The organism is Leisingera sp. F5, assembly GCF_001593695.1.
This window is the reverse complement of record NZ_LUKH01000007.1, coordinates 18,029-35,844: the sequence shown is the minus strand read 5'-3', so window position 1 is coordinate 35,844 and position 17,816 is coordinate 18,029. Positions and strand designations below refer to the sequence as shown.

Below are 17,816 nucleotides of genomic sequence, written 5' to 3'. Positions count from 1 at the left end.
CCTTGTAGCCAGTCCGTGTCTCACAGGGGGAAGCGAATGAAGCTCACGTCCGTTGAGGGCCAGAAAAACCTGCCGCGCTACTTTGCTGCGGTGTTTGCCAAAGTGAAGGCCATGGAGGTCGGGCAGCTGGATATCCACCTGCCGGACGGGCGCATATTTTCCGCAAACGGGCGCAATCCCGGACCTGCTGCCGACTTGCACATCCGCAATCCCGACTGTTTCGCCCGGCTGATCCGCGAGGGCGATCTTGGCTTTGCCGACGCCTATCTGGAAGGCTGGTGGAGCACCTCGGACCTGCAGGCCTTTATGGATCTGGTGCATATGGGGGCCAACACCGTTTATGATGGTTTCCCGGGCCAGGGCCTGGCACGTGCCTATGAACGCTTCCGCTTTTGGCTGCACCGCAATCACCGCAAACAGGCGCAAAAGAACATCTCCTACCACTACGATCTGGGCAATGATTTTTACGGGCTGTGGCTGGATGACACGATGACCTATTCCAGCGCCCTGTTCCGCAGCGGCCAGGACAGTCTGGAAAAAGCGCAAACCGCCAAATACGCCTCGATGGTGGACCAGATGGGGGTGCAACCCGGCGACCACGTGCTGGAGATCGGTTGCGGCTGGGGCGGCTTTGCCGAATACGCAGCCGGTCAAAGGGGGCTGAAAGTCACGGGGCTGACGATCAGTAAGGAGCAGTTGAATTTTGCCCGTCAACGCATGGAAAAGGCAGGTCTTTCCGATCTGGTGGACCTGCGCCTGCAAGACTACCGCGACTGCCGCGGCACATTCGACGGCATCGCCTCGATCGAGATGTTCGAGGCCGTGGGCGAAAAATACTGGCCCGCGTATTTCAGCACCGTTCACGACCGGCTGAAACCCGGCGGCAAGGCCACGCTGCAGATCATCACCGTTGCCGACCGGCGCTGGGAGATTTACCGCAAAGGCGTCGATTTCATCCAGAAACACATTTTCCCCGGCGGGATGCTGCCGTCTCCGCATGTCCTGCGCGATCAGGTCGAACAGGCAGGTCTGGGCGTTGTCCGCTCGATTGAGTTCGGCGACAGCTACGACCAGACTTTGCGGCGCTGGCACGACACCTTCAACGCCCGCTGGGATCAGATCGCCCGCATGGGATTTGATGACCGTTTCCGCAAAATGTGGAACTTTTACCTCACTTCCTGCGCAGCCGCCTTTAAGACTGGCAATTGCGACGTGACGCAGATTACAGTTGCACATCGCTGACTGAACTGGCCGCACGGATTGTAACCGCCTATGCCCACCGGAGCCCGACTGACCGCTGCATTTTGTTTGGCTTTATTGGCTTTTATTGTCTCATTTCTGGTGATGCCGCTGATGCCCGAGGGCACCGATTTCGGCTATTTCGTGCATGTGAATGTGGCGCTGGGGCTGCTGAGCGGCTGGATCTTCATGGGCAAACGCGCAGGCCGCGGGCTGGTCCCCGGCATAAACAATGGCCTGACGGGCATGGTGGTCATGGTATTGTGGGCGCTGTTTATACAAGGCACCTGGGAAATGTTCCGCCTGGCCATGCGCCACCGCTATGGCGGCCCGTTTGAGGCCCTGTCCCAGATCTTTGTGATTGCATTGGATTATTTCTTTGTTATCGCTGTGCCAACAGTGCTGGTGCCATTGGCCGTGGGCGGGGTTTTTGCCGGTCTTGCGACCGAAAATGCCTCCCGCCGCTGGCGCTGAAACGTCTTCTTAACAACAGGTTGTAATCCGTGGCTGATCTCTTTTTCTTTGGCACGCTGCGCCATATCCCTTTGCTTGAACTGGTGCTGGGCCGCAGCGGCGCGGCGCTGAAGGCGCAGAGTGCAAAATTGTCCGGCCATGGTGTCTATCAGGTGGTTGGCCAGCCATTCCCGGCGATCGAAGCCCGCGAGGGTGCCACGGCTGACGGCGTTCTGGTACAGGACCTGTCCCCCGCAGATCTGGATGCGCTCAACTTTTACGAGGGCGGTTTCGGCTATGCGCTGAAACCGGTTTCGGTTCAGCAGGAGGATGGCAGCACCGCCCCGGCTGAGGTCTATTTTCCCGAACCCGGCCTCTGGCAGACCGCTGAGCCGTGGGATCTTGCGGCCTGGGCGGGCAAATGGGGGGCGCTGTCCTTGCGGGCCGCCGAAGAGGTGATGTCATATCATGGCCGCATGACCGCCGAAGAAGTGGCCCGCTGTTTCCCTTCGGTGCGCCGCCGCGCCGCCGCCTGGCTGGAAGCGCAGGCGCGGCCCGGTGACGGGGTGCATGACCTTTCCAGGGACGTGATCGTGCACAGTCACAACCGCGCCTATCTGAATTTCTTCGCAATGGAAGAGATGCAGCTGCAGTACCGCCGCTTTGACGGTTCGATGAGCCCGGTGATGGAACGCTCTGCCGCGATGGCAGGCCATGCGGCGGTGCTGTTGCCCTATGATCCGGTCCGCGATCAGGTGCTGCTGGTGGAGCAATTCCGCGCACCGCCCTTTATCATGGGCGAGGCGCACCCCTGGATGTGGGAGCCGGTCGCTGGCGTGATCGACCCCGGCGAGACGCCCGAGGACACCGCGATCCGCGAGGCGCAAGAGGAGGCAGGCGTCACTGTCCAGCGCCTGGAGCCGGTTGCGCAGGTTTATCCGTCCAGCGGCGCGCTGGCGGAATTCATTCATGTTTTCATCGGCATATCAGACCTTTCTGACGTCAATGGCGGCGGCGGTGTTGCCGGTGAGGGCGAGGATATCCGCAGCCAGGTCCTTAGCTATGACGAATTGATGCAGGGCGTTGATGCGCAGATCTATCAGGACATGCCGCTGGTCACTGCTGCACTGTGGCTGTCACGCCACCGTGAGCGGCTGCGCAACGCACCGTCCTGACCGCTTCGCGCCTTGTGAACGCCGGGGCGCTTAGTTACACCTTGGGGGAACGATCGAAAGGGATACCATGCGCATTGCACGCGATCTGGCTGATGCCATCGGCCACACTCCTCTTATCCGCCTGAACCGCGTCAGCGAAGAGACCGGCTGCGAGATCCTGGGCAAGGCTGAATTCATGAACCCGGGCCAGTCGGTCAAGGACCGTGCGGCGTTGTACATCATCAAAGATGCCGTCGCCCGCGGTGAGCTGAAGCCCGGCGGCACCATCGTCGAAGGCACGGCCGGCAACACCGGCATCGGTCTGGCGCTGGTCGGCGCCTCCATGGGTTTCAAGACGGTGATTGTAATCCCGGAAACCCAGTCGGAAGAGAAAAAGGACATGCTGCGTCTGGCCGGCGCCCAGCTGGTCCAGGTGCCCGCGGCCCCGTACCGCAATCCCAACAACTATGTGCGCTATTCCCAGCGTCTGGCGGAAAAACTGGCCAAGACGGAACCGAACGGCGCGATCTGGGCCAACCAGTTCGACAACGTGGCCAACCGTCAGGCCCATGTGGAAACCACCGGCCCGGAAATCTGGGAACAGACCGGCGGCAAGGTGGACGGCTTTGTCTGTGCGGTCGGCTCCGGCGGCACATTGGCAGGGGTGGCGGATGCGCTGCAGCCCAAGGGCGTCAAGATCGGTCTGGCCGATCCGCTGGGCGCGGCGCTCTATTCCTTCTACACCACCGGTGAACTGGCCTCCGAAGGCAGTTCGATCACCGAAGGCATCGGCCAGGGCCGGATCACCAAGAATCTGGAAGGCTTCACGCCTGACTTCAGCTACCAGGTGCCGGACGCTGAGGCGGTGCCTTATGTCTTTGACCTGCTGCACGAGGAAGGCCTGGTGCTGGGCGGCTCTTCCGGTATCAACATTGCCGGCGCTGTGCGTATGGCCAAGGAGATGGGGCCGGGTAAAACCATCGTCACCGTTCTGTGCGACTATGGCACCCGCTACCAGTCCAAGCTGTTCAATCCGGATTTCCTGCGGGAGAAGAACCTGCCGGTGCCGGAGTGGATGACCCATACGCCCGCGTCTATCCCAGGCGTATTTGAGGACGTATGACACCTATCATAACCGCTTTGCGGACTGCTTTGCTGGGGCTGGCCATCGTGGCCGGCCTCGCTTTGCCTGCCCTGGCTCAGCTGAGCGCTGAATCCCGGGCGATCTATCAGGACTGGCTCAAGACCGCCAACCGCGCGGAGGAGGTCATCGACGCCAGACGGGCCTCCAGCGCCGCTATGGAAGCGCTGCGCAAAGAGCTCACCTCCTTCCGGCAGAATTTTCTGAACGCGCGGACTGGCAACGGCGATCGTATCCAGACGCTCGAAGGCCAGCTTGGCGCCCTCGGCCCGGCCCCCGGCGAGGGCGAGAGCGAGCCCGAGGATATCGCCCAGCTGCGCCGCTCGCTGGAACAGCAGCTGAAGGACCTGAAAGTTCCGCGCATTGTGTCGGAAGAGGCCTACAGCCGTGCGAACGGGCTGATCGCCGAGATTGACAAGATCATCCGCGAACGCCGCACCCGCAGGCTGCTGGAGCGCGGGCCCTCGCCGTTCAACCCGGAAAACTGGGCAGGGGCATTGCGCTCTCTGACCCGCTCCGGCAGCTCCCTGTGGAACGAGACCGCTTCCAGGGTGGGCAGCGCCACCACGGCTGAGCGGGTTCAAAACAGCCTGCCGGCACTGCTGCTGCTGCTGCTGATCGCGGCGCTGCTGGTGCTGCGCGGCCGGCCCTGGGCCCATGCGGCGGGCGACTATCTGCGCCAGTTCGGCAGCTCGGGCCGCGGTGTCTGGGGCTTTGTGGTGTCGCTGCTGGAAGTGATCCTGCCCTTTATCGGCATCATCTGCCTGACCGCAGCTGTGGACCTGTCCGGGGTGCTCGGCATTCGCGGCTCGATCCTGCTGGACTATGTGCCCGGCTGGGCGCTGCTGCTTCTGTCCTTTCACTGGCTGGGCAACCAGCTGTTTTCCAGCCGCCTTGAAAACGATCTGGTTCCAGTGCAGGAGGGGCGTCTCAACGAGACCCGCCTGATGGTTGACATCCTGGCGGTGATCCTGGTGCTGCAAGACGCGCTGACCCAGCTGGAAAACATCGATAGCATCCCGGCTGAGGCCCATGCGGTGGCCAGCTTCCCGCTGATTATGGGGGCGGCACTGGTACTTTTGCGCCTGCACCGGATCGGCGCCAAGCGCCGCCAGCAGCAAAGCGGCGATGAGACCGAAGACGACGGCGCCATTGCTGCCGGTGCCAACCGGATCATGAATCTGGTGCGCCGTGCCACCTATCTGCTCGGGTTTGTGTCCCCGGTGCTGGCAGCCTTTGGCTATGTCAACGCGGCCGAGGCGCTGATTTACCCCGCGGTTTCCACCCTGGCGCTGCTGGCCGCCCTGATGGTGCTGCAGCGCTTCCTGGGCGACCTGTACGGCTGGCTTTCCGGCAGAGGGTCCGAAGCGCGGGAATCCCTGTTTGCGGTGATGATCGGCTTTGTGCTCGCCGCTCTGGCTTTGCCGCTGCTGGCGCTGATCTGGGGCGCGCGGATCGCAGACCTGACAGAGCTGTGGTCGCAGTTCCTCGAAGGTTTCCAGATCGGCGATACACGGATTTCGCCAACCGCCTTCCTGACCTTCGCAGTGGTCTTTGCCGTGGGCTACGCGCTGACCCGGCTGGTCCAGGGCTCTTTGCGCAACTCGCTGCTGCCCAAGACCAAGATCGACCCGGGCGGCCAGAACGCGATCACCTCCGGCCTTGGCTATGTCGGCATCTTCCTGTCAGCGGTCATCGCCATCTCGATGGCCGGGCTGGACCTGTCGTCGCTTGCCATCGTTGCAGGTGCGCTGTCGGTTGGCATCGGTTTCGGGTTGCAGACCATTGTGTCGAACTTCGTTTCCGGCATCATCCTGCTGATCGAGCGCCCGATCTCCAAGGGCGATTGGATCGAGGTCGGCGGGCTGATGGGCTATGTGCGCGACATTTCCGTCCGCTCCACCCGGATCGAGACTTTCGACCGTTCCGACGTGATCGTGCCGAACTCGGACCTGATCTCGGGCACCGTCACCAACTACACCCGCGGCAACACCGTGGGCCGGGTGATTGTGCCGGTGGGTGTCGCCTATGGCACCGATCCGCGCAAGGTCGAGGCGATCCTGAGCGAGGTCGCCAAGGCGCATCCGATGGTGCTGCTCAACCCGGCGCCCAGCGTGGTGTTCCAGGGCTTTGGTGCGGACAGCCTGGATTTTGAGATCCGGGCAATCCTGCGCGATGTGAACTGGGTTCTGTCGGTGAAATCCGACATGAATTATGAGATTTCCAAACGGTTCGACGAGGAAGGGATCGAAATCCCCTTCATGCAGCGCGACATTTGGATCCGTAACCCCGAGGCACTGACGCCATCGAAACCAACTTCTTCAGCGCAGCCAGCCGCGGCGCCTGCGCCGCTGAAACCGGACCTGGACGATCTGCAGCAGGATGCGGGTGACGACGCTGATTCAGATGGAGATGCCGATGCCGACAAGTGAGAAACTGTTCCTCAAGGACGCCTATGCGCGGATGACCGACGCACGGGTGCTGGCCCATACGGACCAGGGCGGGATCATTCTGGACCGCAGCCTGTTTTATGCCACCGGCGGCGGCCAGCCCGGCGACAGCGGCCAGCTGCTGTGGGGCGGCGGTCAATGCACCATTGCCACCACTGTCAAGGGTGAGGGCGATGCAATTGTGCTGGTGCCGCATGAAGGGGAGCAATTGCCTGACGAGGGCACTACGGTCACCCAGGTGCTCGACTGGGACCGCCGCTATGGCCATATGCGGGTCCACACCGCGCTGCACCTGCTGTCGGTGGTGGTCCCGCTGGAGGTGACCGGCGGCTCGATCAGCGCGGAAAAAGGGCGTCTGGATTTCAACATGCCTGAGGCCCCTCAGGATAAACAGGCGCTGCAGGACCAGTTGCAGGCACTGATCGACCGCGATCTGGAGGTGACAGAGGACTGGATCACCGATGCCGAACTCGACGCTAATCCGCAGCTGGTGAAAACCATGTCCGTCTCGCCGCCGCGCGGGGCAGGGCATGTGCGCCTTGTCCGCATCGGCACCGCTGACGAGCAGATTGATCTGCAGCCCTGCGGCGGCACCCATGTCAAACGCACCGCTGAAATCGGCAGAATCCGCCTTGGCAAGGTGGAGAAAAAGGGCAAGCAGAACCGCCGCGTCTATCTCCATCTGGAGACTTGAAAAAGAATGCGGGCCGGAGTGCTTTTTTGCCATTTCGGCCCTTGCATTTCCCCCTGTGATCCTTCAAAAGCCCCCTCACGGAGAGGTGGCCGAGTGGTCGAAGGCGCACGCCTGGAAAGTGTGTAGGCGGGAAACCGTCTCCAGGGTTCGAATCCCTGTCTCTCCGCCATAACCCATATTGCCGACGAACATCAATTGCTTCAGGCGTGGCCAAGCAGGCAGAGAAGAACGCGTTGCGGCGGCGGGTATTGCATCAAGCGCAAGCCTGTCAGCGGACAGATGCCGGCGGATTGAATAAACTCTTCAGCGTTATTTACTTTCCCGCACGGTTGCGCTGACCTTCCGCATAGGCAGTTTGATTCGAAAGACGTGTCCGGCATTCCCGCCGCATTGAGAAACAAACTTTGCAAACGGCAAGGATTGAAATCAAATCCACGCCATTTCCCTTAGGGCAGCTTATGGGGGGAGCGGAATGGCGGCAGTATCGCCGCATTTTACCCCTGTTTCGGATCTGGCGACAATTCCGGCCCTTCGAGCAACAAATGCGGGAAGTTTGTGCGGGATGTGCAAGCTCGGACTGCTGATTGTATCAGGTTTTCGAAACAATCAGCATAATCCAGCACCGGTTTATGCCCTCCTGCTTGGCCTGGATGGCGCAATGAGGGGATTTTTAGGCAATTTTTTGGCTTTGTGGCCGGGGGCACCTAACGTATGCATGTTCTAGCCCATTGGGGGGGCGAGTTCTGCGAGCTGCTGGATTGTGGCGGACTGCTAAAATTTAGTTTAAGTCCCTGTGCTGGTGATGCCTGCACATCACTGATCCGAGAGTTTTTGCTTATCGGCTGCGCGCTGTTCCGGCGTGCACTCCAGAACGTTTGCGCGTTCTGGCCCTCTCCGCTTGGGCTGGTGTTTTGACTGCGGAGTTCCGCATGGCTGTGCGGCTGTCCGGCTGGCCCGAACGATGGGCTTGGGGCCAGACCGGTGAGGAGAGAGTGATGGCGAAGGGTACCGATATGCCGAATGCGGCCTTGAACGGAATTGTTGAGGGCACCTCGGGGGATGACCTGATCAATGCGGCCTACACCGGCGATCCGGAAGGCGACATGGTTGATAACGCCGATGCCACTGATCCGGCGGCGGGGCCGGATGATGATGTCATCATCGCAGGCAGCGGCAACGACAGCATCTATGCCGGCTCCGGAGATGATACTGTTGATGGCGGCAGCGGCGATGATCTGATCCTGGGCGATGGCGTTTCCGGCGCAAATGAACCTGTCAAGATCACCATTTCGTCGACCAGTGCAGCATTCCAGAACAAGGTCTTTGCCTACACCATCGACCCGTCCACCGGCGAGATCAGCGATATTGTGGTGCTGTCGCAGAATGCCAATGCGGATGCCGGTGAAACCTTTACCTATGATGCGCCCGAAGGCGCCTTTGTCGGCGTCGGCATTGTCAGCCCGCAGGGCACCTTTTTCTCTTCCGGCTATGGTGCGAACGCGGACCTGAACCCGGACGGGCTGGACCACACCAAGGGGATCTTTGAATTCCCGGACGGTTCTGTCCAGCTGGGCTTTGAGGACATTCGCAACCTGGGCGACAGGGACTTCAACGACGTCAAGCTGATCGTTGACCTCGGCACCTCGGGCACGACGCTCGACAATGCCCATTTCGACTATTCCTCCGACCCGCAGGACCCGGTTGTACCGGGCGATGACAGCCTGACCGGCGGCGAGGGAGACGACACCATTCTTGGCGGCGGGGGTGATGACACCATCGACGGCGGCGACGGTTCCGACTCGGTCGAGGGCGGCGACGGCGATGATGTGATCGACACCTCCAAGGACAGCGGCATCCCGCTGCCCGACCGCGGCTTCCCGGGCTACACCGGCACTGATCCCGACATTCCGTTCATCCCGGCGGATGCGGACCCATATGACGACCGCGACACCGTCCTGGGCGGTGCCGGCAATGACACCATCTCCACCGGGGATGATGCCGACCTGATCGGCGGCGGCTCCGGCATGGACGTGATTGATGGCGGCATCGACGATGACACCATCGACGGCGGCTCCGGCGCGGATGAGATCACTGGCGGCGAAGGCTCCGACTCTATCTTGGGCGGCGGCGGTGCCGACACCATCTATGGCGGTCTGGACCCGGCTTTCCCCGATGGGCTGAACATTACTGACGACGGCAGCGACGGCCGCCCGGCTGATCCGGATCCCACCAATGGGATGGACACGATCGACGGCGGCGCAGGCAATGACCTGATTTTTGGTCAGGACGACGACGACGATATCTCCGGCGGTTCGGGCGACGACACCATTGATGCCGGTATTGACGACGATATCGTCCGCGGCGGCGCAGGCAATGACCTGATCACCGGCGGCCAGGGGGCCGATACCCTGTCGGGCGGCGCCGGACGCGATACTTTCCTGGGCGGCAATGCCGGCGACGAAGTTGACGGCGGCTCGGGCGGCGACGATTTCGACACGCTGGACCTGACAGGGACCGGTCCGTTCGAACTCAGCGGTGTCACCGTCGACGCAGATGGCAACAGCATCTCGGGCACTGTCAATTTCATTGATGACGACGGGGCAGTGACCGGCTCCATGACGTTTGGCGAGATTGAGCAGATCATTCCCTGCTTCACACCGGGCACGCTGATCGCCACCCCGCTGGGGGAACGCCGGGTCGAAGACCTGCAGGCTGGCGACCGGGTGATCACCCGCGACAATGGCATTCAGGAAATCCGCTGGATCGGGACCCGCACGCTGGAGGGCCGGGAGCTGCACAGTGCCGCGCATCTGCAGCCGGTGCTGATCCGCCAGGGCGCCCTGGGCAATGGCCTGCCGGAGCGCGACATGATGGTCAGCCCCAACCACCGGGTGCTGGTCGCCAACGACAAGACGGCGCTGTATTTCGAAGACCGAGAGGTGCTGGTGGCTGCCAAGCATCTGACCGGGCTGACGGGCGTTGACGCGGTGGAGACCACCGGGGTGACCTATATCCACTTTATGTTCGATCAGCACGAAGTGGTGTTGTCCGATGGCGCCTGGACCGAAAGCTTTCAGCCGGGCGACCAGTCCTTGCGCGGGTTGGACAATGCGCAGCGCAACGAACTGTTCGAGCTGTTCCCGGATCTTAAATCAGAGAAGGGCCAGGCCGCCTATTCCGCGGCACGCCGGTCCTTGCGGAAACACGAGGCGCATCTGCTCGTGCATTGAGAAATGCTGCTGTTGTTTTGGGGGAAACGGCAGAGAAGAGCAAAGCGCAGGAAGGCAGGGCCTTGTGCCCTGCCTTCTCTGCATTTGGAGGGGGTGCCGGTGATCAGCGCCGGTTGCGCCAGTTTGCCCAGTCCTCGGGCGTGTCCAGATCGGTCAGAGCATGAGTTTTTGGCAGGGGCACCATCTGCGGCGGTTCGGATTTCAGGATGCTGCGGGCACCCTGGTCCCCGCTAAGGGTTTTCAGGGCAGCAAAGCAGCGGCGCGGAAACAGCACCGGGTGGCCTTGGGTGCCGTCATCAGCCGTGGCGCGCAGGACCGGGCCGCCGTCCCCGTGGAAATGCGCGGCGAGGCGCAGCATGTCCTGGGTTTCAACCTCTGGCATGTCGGCGGGCAGAATCATAACGGCCTTGGTCTGTTCAGGCAATGCTGCGGTTCCCCGGCGGATGGAGGCGGCCATGCCCTCAGCCGCGTCAGGAACCGGGACCGGGATCGCGCTGCCGGTGGCGGCCGCACGGGGGTGGGCCTTGCTGGGCAAAGTCACAAACACCGGCAGACCGGTAAGCGCCGCCCTGCGGCACATCAGGGCAAGCAGAGGCTGGCCGTCCACATCCTCCATCAGCTTGTCGCGGCCTTGCATCCGGGACGATGCGCCGGCAGCGAGCAGGAGTATGGCGATAGCTGTCATGGCATTCCGGACGTTTGTTTCAGGCCAGAAGGCAGGATGCCTCCGGCGGGAGTATTTTTACAAAGATGAAGATGCGGATCCAGGGAAAGTCACCGGATCCGCGCCCCAAATAGATCAATGATACTGACCAGTTGTTTCGCGCGCGAAACAACTGGGTATAGCTGCTGACGTATCCGTTGCGGATCTGCCTTGGCGGTAGCGTGCGCTGCTCTGGCAACAGGGGGCAGGCAGGTCAGGTGTGCTGACCTGCCTGGAGATCTTTAGCCGCGCATTCTGGCGCCATCTATGTCGAACAGCGGTTCGGTGATCAGTCGGGCTTTGTACATATTGCCGAGGATTTCGATTTCCACCTGCAAGCCGTCATTGGCGCGGTCCGTGGGGACAAAACCCAGTGCGATGGACTTCTGCGCGTGGTGCGAATAGCCACCCGAGGTGCAGAAGCCCACGACAGCGCCGTCCAGCCAGATCGGCTCATAGGCGACTACATCGGCGTCGTCTGCCGCGACCTCAAAGGCGCAGAGCTGGCGGGCGGGGCCTGCGTTGCGTTCGGCCTCGGCTGCGGCACGGCCGATGAAATCTGCGGCTTTCTTGAAGGATATGAAGCGGTCGAGGCCGGTTTCCGCGGCGGTGTAGTCGGGTGAGAACTCGTGCAGCCAAGAGCCGAAGAACTTGTCCAATCGCAGCGACATCATCGCGCGCATCCCAAAGGGCTTCATTCCATGCGCTTGCCCAGCCGTCCATAGAGCATCCCACAGGGCGCGTTGTGAGGGCAGGTCGCAGTAGATCTCATAGCCCAGATCGCCGGTGTAGCTGACCCGCTGCACGATGCAGTCGGCCATGCCCACCGTCAGGCGGCGCACATCCATGAAGCGCATGTCCGAGATGTCCTGACGGGTGCAGGCCTGCAGCACCTCGCGCGCCTTGGGGCCTGCGATCTGGAAACCATTGCGGGTGTCGGAGATGTTTTCGAGGCTGACGTCGTCGTCGAGGTTCTGCAGGAACCAGCGCATGTGGTAGGCCTGTGAACCATAGGAAGCGGTGAGCTGGAACTCTTCGTCCGAGAGGCAAGAGATGGTGAAATCGCCGATCAGGCGCCCCTTGGGCGACAGCATCGGGGTCAGCGACAGGCGTCCCGGTTTCGGCACCCGGCCGGCCATGATGCGGTCGAGCCAGGCGCGCGCACCTGCGCCCTTGATCAGGTATTTGCCGAAGTTGTGGACCTCGTTGATGCCGACGTTTTCGCGCACCGCTTTGACTTCGCGCGCGGTGGCTTCAAAGGCGTTGGAGCGGCGGAAGGAGGGGGTCTCGAAACGCGGCTCATCGCCTGTGGCGAAGTAGTTCGGAACCTCCATCCCGTATTGCGCGCCCCAGACCGCGCCCATGCCATCAAAGATGTCGTACATCGGGGTGGTGCGGAACGGGCGGGCCGCGGGCAGCTCCTCGTTCGGGTAGGCGATGGAGAAGCGTTTCTGATAGTTTTCAATGACTTTCGGGCGGGTGTAGCCCGGGGTGATCCAGTCGCCGAAGCGGGCCGTGTCCATCGCGAAGGTGTCGCGCTCGCATTCTCCCTCGACCATCCACTGGGCCAGCATCAACCCGACGCCGCCGCCCTGGGAGAAGCCGGCCATGACGGCGCAGGCGGACCAGTAGTTGCGCATCCCCGGCACCGGGCCGACCAGCGGGTTGCCGTCGGGGGCAAAGGTGAAGGGGCCGTGGATCACCGATTTGACTCCCGCAGCCTCCAGCGCCGGGAAGCGGTTGTAGGCAAAGGCGATGGACTCCTCGATCTTGTCGAAGTCATCTGGCAGCAGCTCGTGGCCAAAGTCCCAGGGGGTGCCGTCCACCGCCCAGGGTTTGCAGGGCTGCTCGTAGAAACCGATGCAGAGACCGCGGCCTTCCTGCCTCAGATAGCTTTCGCCAGCCGGGTCCATTACATGCGGATGCTCGCCGCCGCCGTCGATGATTTCGGCAATCATCGGCACTTCGTCGGTGACGATATACTGGTGCTCCATCGGGTGCAGCGGGAAGTAGACGCCGGCCATGGCGCCGACCTCGCGCGCCCAGAGGCCGCCTGCATTGACGACGTGCTCGGCGTGGATGGTGCCCTTGTTGGTGACCACGTCCCAGGTGCCGTCAGGGCGCTGGTTGGTCTCGATCACCTTGCAGTAGGTCTCAATGGTGGCGCCGCCCATGCGCGCGGCCTTGGCATAGGCGTGGGTGGTGCCGGAGGGGTCGAGGTGGCCATCGAGCGGGTCGTACAGCCCGCCGACGATGCCGTCGATGTTGGTGACGGGGGCAATCTTCTTGATTTCTTCGGGCGAGACAATCTCGGTCTCCAGGCCCATGAAACGGTGTTTGGCGCGCTCCGCCTTCAGCATGTCGAAGCGTTCCTGGGTTTCGGCCAGGGTGACGCCGCCGACGTGGTGCAACCCGCAGGACATGCCGGTGATCTCTTCCAGCTCCTTGTAGAGCTTGATGGTGTAGCCCTGCAGCGCGGCCATGTTGGTGTCGCCGTTGAGGGTATGAAAACCGCCCGCCGCGTGCCAGGTGGAGCCGCTGGTCAGCTCCGAGCGTTCGATCAGCATGACATCGGACCAGCCGAGCTTGGTCAGGTGGTAGAGCACTGAGCAGCCGACGACGCCGCCGCCGATCACTGCCACGCGGGTGGTGGTTTTCATGTGGGCCTCCCTAGTAGGTGTTGCCTGCATTCTGTACAGAAGTGAACAGTAGTCCAGCAGAAAAACGGCACCGCGTGCCGCATATGGGCAGCCAGGCTGCGGTTTCGTTACTCGGAGGTGCGGAAGCGGCTGTTCTGGATGACAAATATCGCGGTGAGCGGCGCCATGAGGAGGATCACACCGACGGTGATCAGCAGCATGCCCAGCTGCGAATAATCGGCGGGGATGGTGATGGTGCCTGCCGAATCTGTGACCTCGCGGGTCACCAGGAAGATTTCGTTCAGGTACTTCGTGCCGAGGCTGGAGGCCGAAAGCGCCAGGTTGGTGAAGGAGGCCATGACGGCAAAAAAGGTGGCTTTCAGCCCGGAGGGCGCGTTGCGGGCGATCCAAGCGAGCATCGGGATCATCGCAACCTGGCCCAATGGGGATTCCACGGCGGTGTCGACCATGGCGATGAAGCGCGCATCAACCACGCCGCCGGTCATCGCCGCGGTCCAATGATGGGCGCCGTAGTAAAGCGCGATGTTGGGCAGGCTGAGCACGGCTTCGGTGATGGCCAGGAAAGCGACGATCCAGGCGATCGGGCGGCTGGCCATCATCGGGCGGAAAATCAGCATGCCCGCCAGCGTCAGCAGGGAGGTGATCAGGGCGAGCACCGACAGGAACTGCTGATCAAACCCCAGCACGTCGATCTCGAACCAGGTGGCGCCGGGGCCGCGCAGGGGCGTCGCGCGGTACACAAAGATAATGATGGCAGTGCCGATCAAGGCGCGGGCCTGATCCGCGGGCAGGACCGAGACCAGCTGCCGCATCAGCAGCAGCACGATGGCCATGGACCCGGCAAAGACGATCTCCTGCGAGTAGGGCACATCGCCCAGACCCACGGCGAGGGAGAGCGCAACAAAGGCGCCGCCGCCGATGAAATACCAGGGGTTGGGGGCGACCGGTGCGCGGGGCAGCTCGACGCGGGCGTGGATCTCAGGCTCGGACACACCGGCACGGCGCAGCAGGGCGGTCTTGCGGGCTTTCTGCCAGATCGCCAGGGCCACGCCGGAAAGCGAGATCACCGGGATCAGCAGGGCAAGCGCGAAGACAAAACCGTAGAGCGCGCCTTTGCCCTCCTGCGGCAGTGCGTCGGCACCGTCAAACAGGGCAACGTTCAGTGCTGCGGCGGCGCTGGAACCGCCGATCAGCGCGATGCGGCCGAAGGTCTGCATGGTGGTGTGCAGGGATTTGGTCTCAGCCTCGGGCAGGGGGCGGCCGTGATCATCTGCATGGGGCACGGCCTCGACCGACATCGCGTCAGCCACCACATCCTGCAGCACATATCCGCAAGGGGCCAGCAGCGCGGCGGTGACATACCAGGCGCTGAGCGGCATCACGGTGCCCATCCTCGCAGGTTCCAGCACGATGGCAGCAAGGATAGCGTAGCTGCCGGCCATCAGAGCGGCACCTGCGAGGATCAGCAGGTATTTCCAGCGCCAGATCAGGTCGACCAGATGCCCCAGCGGCATTTTCAGCGCCCAAGGCAGCCCCACCCAGAACGCCAATCCCGCCAGAAAGGCAGCGGATAAATCCAGGTATTCCTTGACGTAAAAGGAGGCGGCGACGGTTGTAATACCCTGGGCGCCATAGGCGAAATAGATCAGCAGCGGCGGCACAAAAGACCAGCGCAGCTGGCGGAACAGGTCTAGGATGATACTGTCGAACCAGCCCCAGGCCAGCACCGCCGCACGGGTCATGCGCGGTTCCTTGTCACGACAAGGGCCGGATCTTGAGGCCGGTCACCCGGTTGCCTTCCCGCTCGGTCACTTCAAACCGGAAACCATGGAAGGAGAACACCTGCCCCCTGGTCGGGATCATCTGTGCCTCGTGTATGACCAGCCCGGCAATGGTGTTGGCTTCCTCATCCGGCAGGTTCCAATCGGTGGCGCGGTTGAGGTCGCGGATGGTGGTGACACCCTCGACCAGATAAGAGCCATCGGTGGTTTTCTTAACGATGCTTTCCTCGTCAGGATCGAACTCGTCGGTGATTTCACCAACGATTTCTTCCAGAATATCCTCCAGCGTGATCAGCCCCTGCAGTGCGCCGTATTCATCCACCACCAGCGCGAAATGCGAGCGCATCCGCAGGAATTGGCGCATCTGCTCGTCCAGAGTGGTGGTTTCGGGCACAAAATAGGGGGCCTTGGCGACCTCGGCGATGTCAAAGGAGGTGAGACGCCCGGTGTCGCCCTCTGCGCCGCCGGCCTGTTCGTACATCGCCCGGAACAGATCCTTGGCATGGACCACGCCGATGATGTTTTCCTGTTCGCCGCGGAACACCGGAAGGCGGGTGTGCGGGCTTTGCAGGCATTGCTCCAGAATGGTTTCCGGTTCCGCATCCGCGTCGATCATCTCGATCTTGGAGCGGTGCAGCATGATTTCTTCGACAAACCGGTCGGACAGATCCAGCGCGCCCAGGATGCGGTCGCGGTCTTCTTTCTCGACCACGCCTTCGGAGTGGCCCAGGTGCAGCGCGCCTGCGATTTCCTCGCGCACCGCCATGATGTGGCTGTCGGGATCGATCCGCACGCCAAAGAGGAGCAAGACGCCGCGCACCAGAAGCCGGACCAAACCGACCACCGGCGCCAGCAGGGTGACCAGCACGCCGATCACCGGCGCAACGGCAGCCGCGGCCTTTTCAGCGTTGGAAATGGCATAGGTCTTGGGCAGCACCTCGGCAAAGACCAGAACCAGAACGGTCATCACCAGGGTGGCCAGGGCGACGCCGCTTTCGCCGAAAGCACGGGTGAACAGGGCCGTTGCCAGCGAGGTGCCCAGAATGTTGACCAGGTTGTTGCCCAGCAGGACTGAGCCGATCAGCTTTTCACTGTCCTCGGTCACGCTGAGCGCCTTTTGCGCCCCATGCGAGCCTTTGTCAGCCTGGCTGCGCAGCTTGCCGCGCGAGGCGGCGGTCAGCGCAGTTTCCGAGCCCGAGAAGAAACCGGACAGAACAAGCAGCAGCACAATGGCCCCGGCAGTGGTCCAGAAGGCGCTGTCGAGTACGGTGGAGGCAGTGTCCATGAGAGGTCCAGAGATCCGGTCTATTGAATGTTCGCTGTATTTATGGGGGTTTGCCGCAGGCGCTTCAAGTTCTAGTGATGCTCAGCCCGCATCCTTGGCCAGCGGGTGATGCTCGAGCACCAGTTCTTGCAGGCGGGCGTCCAGCACATGGGTGTAAATCTCGGTGGTGGCGATGTCGGCGTGGCCGAGCAGCGCCTGGATCGCGCGCAGGTCGGCGCCATTGGCCAATAGATGCGTGGCAAAGGCGTGCCGCAGGGTGTGCGGCGTCACCTTGTCTGGTGAGACGCCGCCCGTGACCGCCAGCTCCTTGATCAGCAGGTAAAAGCGGTGCCGGGTCAGGTGGCCGGACTTGCCGCGCGAGGGGAACAGGAACCGCGAGGCGGGCTTGCCCTTTGCTTCATGATCAGCCTCTGTATCGTCGCGGGCGGCCAGCCAGACGGCCAGCGCGTCGCGGGCGGGCGGCGACAGCGGCACCATGCGCTCCTTGCCGCCCTTGCCCATGATCAGCAGCATCCGGGGATCGCCGCGGGCAGCGGAAACCGGCAGCGACACCAGTTCGGTGACCCGCATTCCGGTGGCATAGAGCAATTCCATCAGGCAGGTATTGCGCAGCCGGTCTGCGGTGCTGCGGCCGGTTTGGCGGGCGGCGTCCAGCAGGCGGTCGACCTCGATGACGTCCAGCGTTTTAGGCAAGCGTTTCTCGCGTCCGGGGCCGCGGATCTGAATAGCCGGGTTGTCCTCGCGCCAGCCTTCCTCAAACGCAAAACGGTAGATCTGCTTGGCTGCCGACAGCCGCCGCGCCCGGGTCGAACGGGCCAGCCCCTGGGCATCGCAATTGATCAGATAGGCCTCGATGTCGTCCTGACTGGCAGTGAGGAAATCCAGGGTGCGGTGCTCAAGCCAGGCGGTCAGGTCCTTAAGGTCGCGGCCATAGGCCAGAAGCGTGTTTTGCGATGCGCCGGCCTCTGCCGCCTGAGCGTCGAGAAAGGTGGAAATCCATTGAAAATTGTCACGGGGGGCGGCCAT

12 protein-coding genes and 1 tRNA gene are annotated in these 17,816 nt (G+C 62.5%); 8 read left to right on the top strand and 5 right to left on the bottom strand.

The window, feature by feature from the left end; translation table 11 throughout:
• Positions 1–36 precede the first annotated feature (36 nt).
• From A2I95_RS06115 to A2I95_RS06080, 8 genes are all read left to right on the top strand, one after another.
• Positions 37–1,242 (top strand): cyclopropane-fatty-acyl-phospholipid synthase family protein, encoded by a 1,206-nt coding sequence (locus tag A2I95_RS06115; protein ID WP_291728862.1) that lies wholly within the window; start codon positions 37–39, stop codon positions 1,240–1,242.
• Positions 1,243–1,272: 30 nt separating this feature from the next.
• On the top strand, positions 1,273–1,713 hold the full coding sequence (locus A2I95_RS06110) for a TrgA family protein (protein WP_291728860.1): 441 nt from the start codon (positions 1,273–1,275) through the stop codon (positions 1,711–1,713).
• Positions 1,714–1,742: 29 nt separating this feature from the next.
• On the top strand, positions 1,743–2,867 hold the full coding sequence (locus tag A2I95_RS06105; RefSeq protein ID WP_291728858.1) for an NUDIX domain-containing protein: 1,125 nt from the start codon (positions 1,743–1,745) through the stop codon (positions 2,865–2,867).
• A gap of 67 nt (positions 2,868–2,934) precedes the next feature.
• A complete protein-coding gene (locus tag A2I95_RS06100) occupies positions 2,935–3,969 on the top strand; it encodes a cysteine synthase A (protein ID WP_291728857.1) in 1,035 nt (344 codons plus the stop codon).
• On the top strand, positions 3,966–6,419 hold the full coding sequence (locus A2I95_RS06095; RefSeq protein WP_291728855.1) for a DUF3772 domain-containing protein: 2,454 nt from the start codon (positions 3,966–3,968) through the stop codon (positions 6,417–6,419). The genes A2I95_RS06100 and A2I95_RS06095 overlap by 4 nt, the downstream gene beginning before the upstream one ends.
• On the top strand, positions 6,406–7,131 hold the full coding sequence (locus A2I95_RS06090) for an alanyl-tRNA editing protein (RefSeq protein ID WP_291728961.1): 726 nt from the start codon (positions 6,406–6,408) through the stop codon (positions 7,129–7,131). The genes A2I95_RS06095 and A2I95_RS06090 overlap by 14 nt, the downstream gene beginning before the upstream one ends.
• A 79-nt stretch (positions 7,132–7,210) precedes the next feature.
• Positions 7,211–7,300 (top strand) — tRNA-Ser (locus tag A2I95_RS06085).
• Between the two features lie 826 nt (positions 7,301–8,126).
• Positions 8,127–10,361 (top strand): Hint domain-containing protein, encoded by a 2,235-nt coding sequence (locus A2I95_RS06080; RefSeq protein WP_291728853.1) that lies wholly within the window; start codon positions 8,127–8,129, stop codon positions 10,359–10,361.
• A gap of 103 nt (positions 10,362–10,464) precedes the next feature.
• Here A2I95_RS06080 and A2I95_RS06075 read toward each other — a convergent pair whose 3' ends face one another.
• The 5 genes from A2I95_RS06075 to A2I95_RS06055 all read right to left on the bottom strand — a co-directional run bounded on the left by A2I95_RS06075 (position 10,465) and on the right by A2I95_RS06055 (position 17,816).
• Positions 10,465–11,046: a nucleotidyltransferase family protein gene (locus tag A2I95_RS06075; RefSeq protein ID WP_291728851.1), complete on the bottom strand. Its 582-nt coding sequence runs from the start codon at positions 11,044–11,046 to the stop codon at positions 10,465–10,467.
• Positions 11,047–11,306: 260 nt separating this feature from the next.
• Positions 11,307–13,724: an FAD-dependent oxidoreductase gene (locus A2I95_RS06070; protein ID WP_291728849.1), complete on the bottom strand. Its 2,418-nt coding sequence runs from the start codon at positions 13,722–13,724 to the stop codon at positions 11,307–11,309.
• Positions 13,725–13,831: 107 nt separating this feature from the next.
• Positions 13,832–15,466 carry a hypothetical protein gene (locus A2I95_RS06065; protein WP_291728847.1) on the bottom strand — a complete coding sequence of 545 codons (1,635 nt, stop codon included), beginning with the start codon at positions 15,464–15,466 and terminating at the stop codon, positions 13,832–13,834.
• 13 nt (positions 15,467–15,479) lie between these two features.
• Positions 15,480–16,790 (bottom strand): HlyC/CorC family transporter, encoded by a 1,311-nt coding sequence (locus A2I95_RS06060; RefSeq protein ID WP_291728845.1) that lies wholly within the window; start codon positions 16,788–16,790, stop codon positions 15,480–15,482.
• 81 nt (positions 16,791–16,871) lie between these two features.
• Positions 16,872–17,816: a site-specific tyrosine recombinase XerD gene (locus A2I95_RS06055; protein WP_291728842.1), complete on the bottom strand. Its 945-nt coding sequence runs from the start codon at positions 17,814–17,816 to the stop codon at positions 16,872–16,874.

Bases quoted from the DNA above. Each gene is read 5' to 3' on its own strand.
- A2I95_RS06100 (WP_291728857.1), top strand. From the start codon at position 2,935: ATGCGCATTGCACGCGATCTGGCTGATGCCATCGGCCACACTCCTCTT.
- A2I95_RS06065 (WP_291728847.1), bottom strand. From the start codon at position 15,466: ATGACCCGTGCGGCGGTGCTGGCCTGGGGCTGGTTCGACAGTATCATC.
- A2I95_RS06090 (WP_291728961.1), top strand. From the start codon at position 6,406: ATGCCGACAAGTGAGAAACTGTTCCTCAAGGACGCCTATGCGCGGATG.
- A2I95_RS06075 (WP_291728851.1), bottom strand. From the start codon at position 11,046: ATGACAGCTATCGCCATACTCCTGCTCGCTGCCGGCGCATCGTCCCGG.
- A2I95_RS06095 (WP_291728855.1), top strand. From the start codon at position 3,966: ATGACACCTATCATAACCGCTTTGCGGACTGCTTTGCTGGGGCTGGCC.
- A2I95_RS06055 (WP_291728842.1), bottom strand. From the start codon at position 17,816: ATGGCCGCCCCCCGTGACAATTTTCAATGGATTTCCACCTTTCTCGAC.
- A2I95_RS06110 (WP_291728860.1), top strand. From the start codon at position 1,273: ATGCCCACCGGAGCCCGACTGACCGCTGCATTTTGTTTGGCTTTATTG.
- A2I95_RS06080 (WP_291728853.1), top strand. From the start codon at position 8,127: ATGGCGAAGGGTACCGATATGCCGAATGCGGCCTTGAACGGAATTGTT.
- A2I95_RS06060 (WP_291728845.1), bottom strand. From the start codon at position 16,790: ATGGACACTGCCTCCACCGTACTCGACAGCGCCTTCTGGACCACTGCC.
- A2I95_RS06115 (WP_291728862.1), top strand. From the start codon at position 37: ATGAAGCTCACGTCCGTTGAGGGCCAGAAAAACCTGCCGCGCTACTTT.
- A2I95_RS06070 (WP_291728849.1), bottom strand. From the start codon at position 13,724: ATGAAAACCACCACCCGCGTGGCAGTGATCGGCGGCGGCGTCGTCGGC.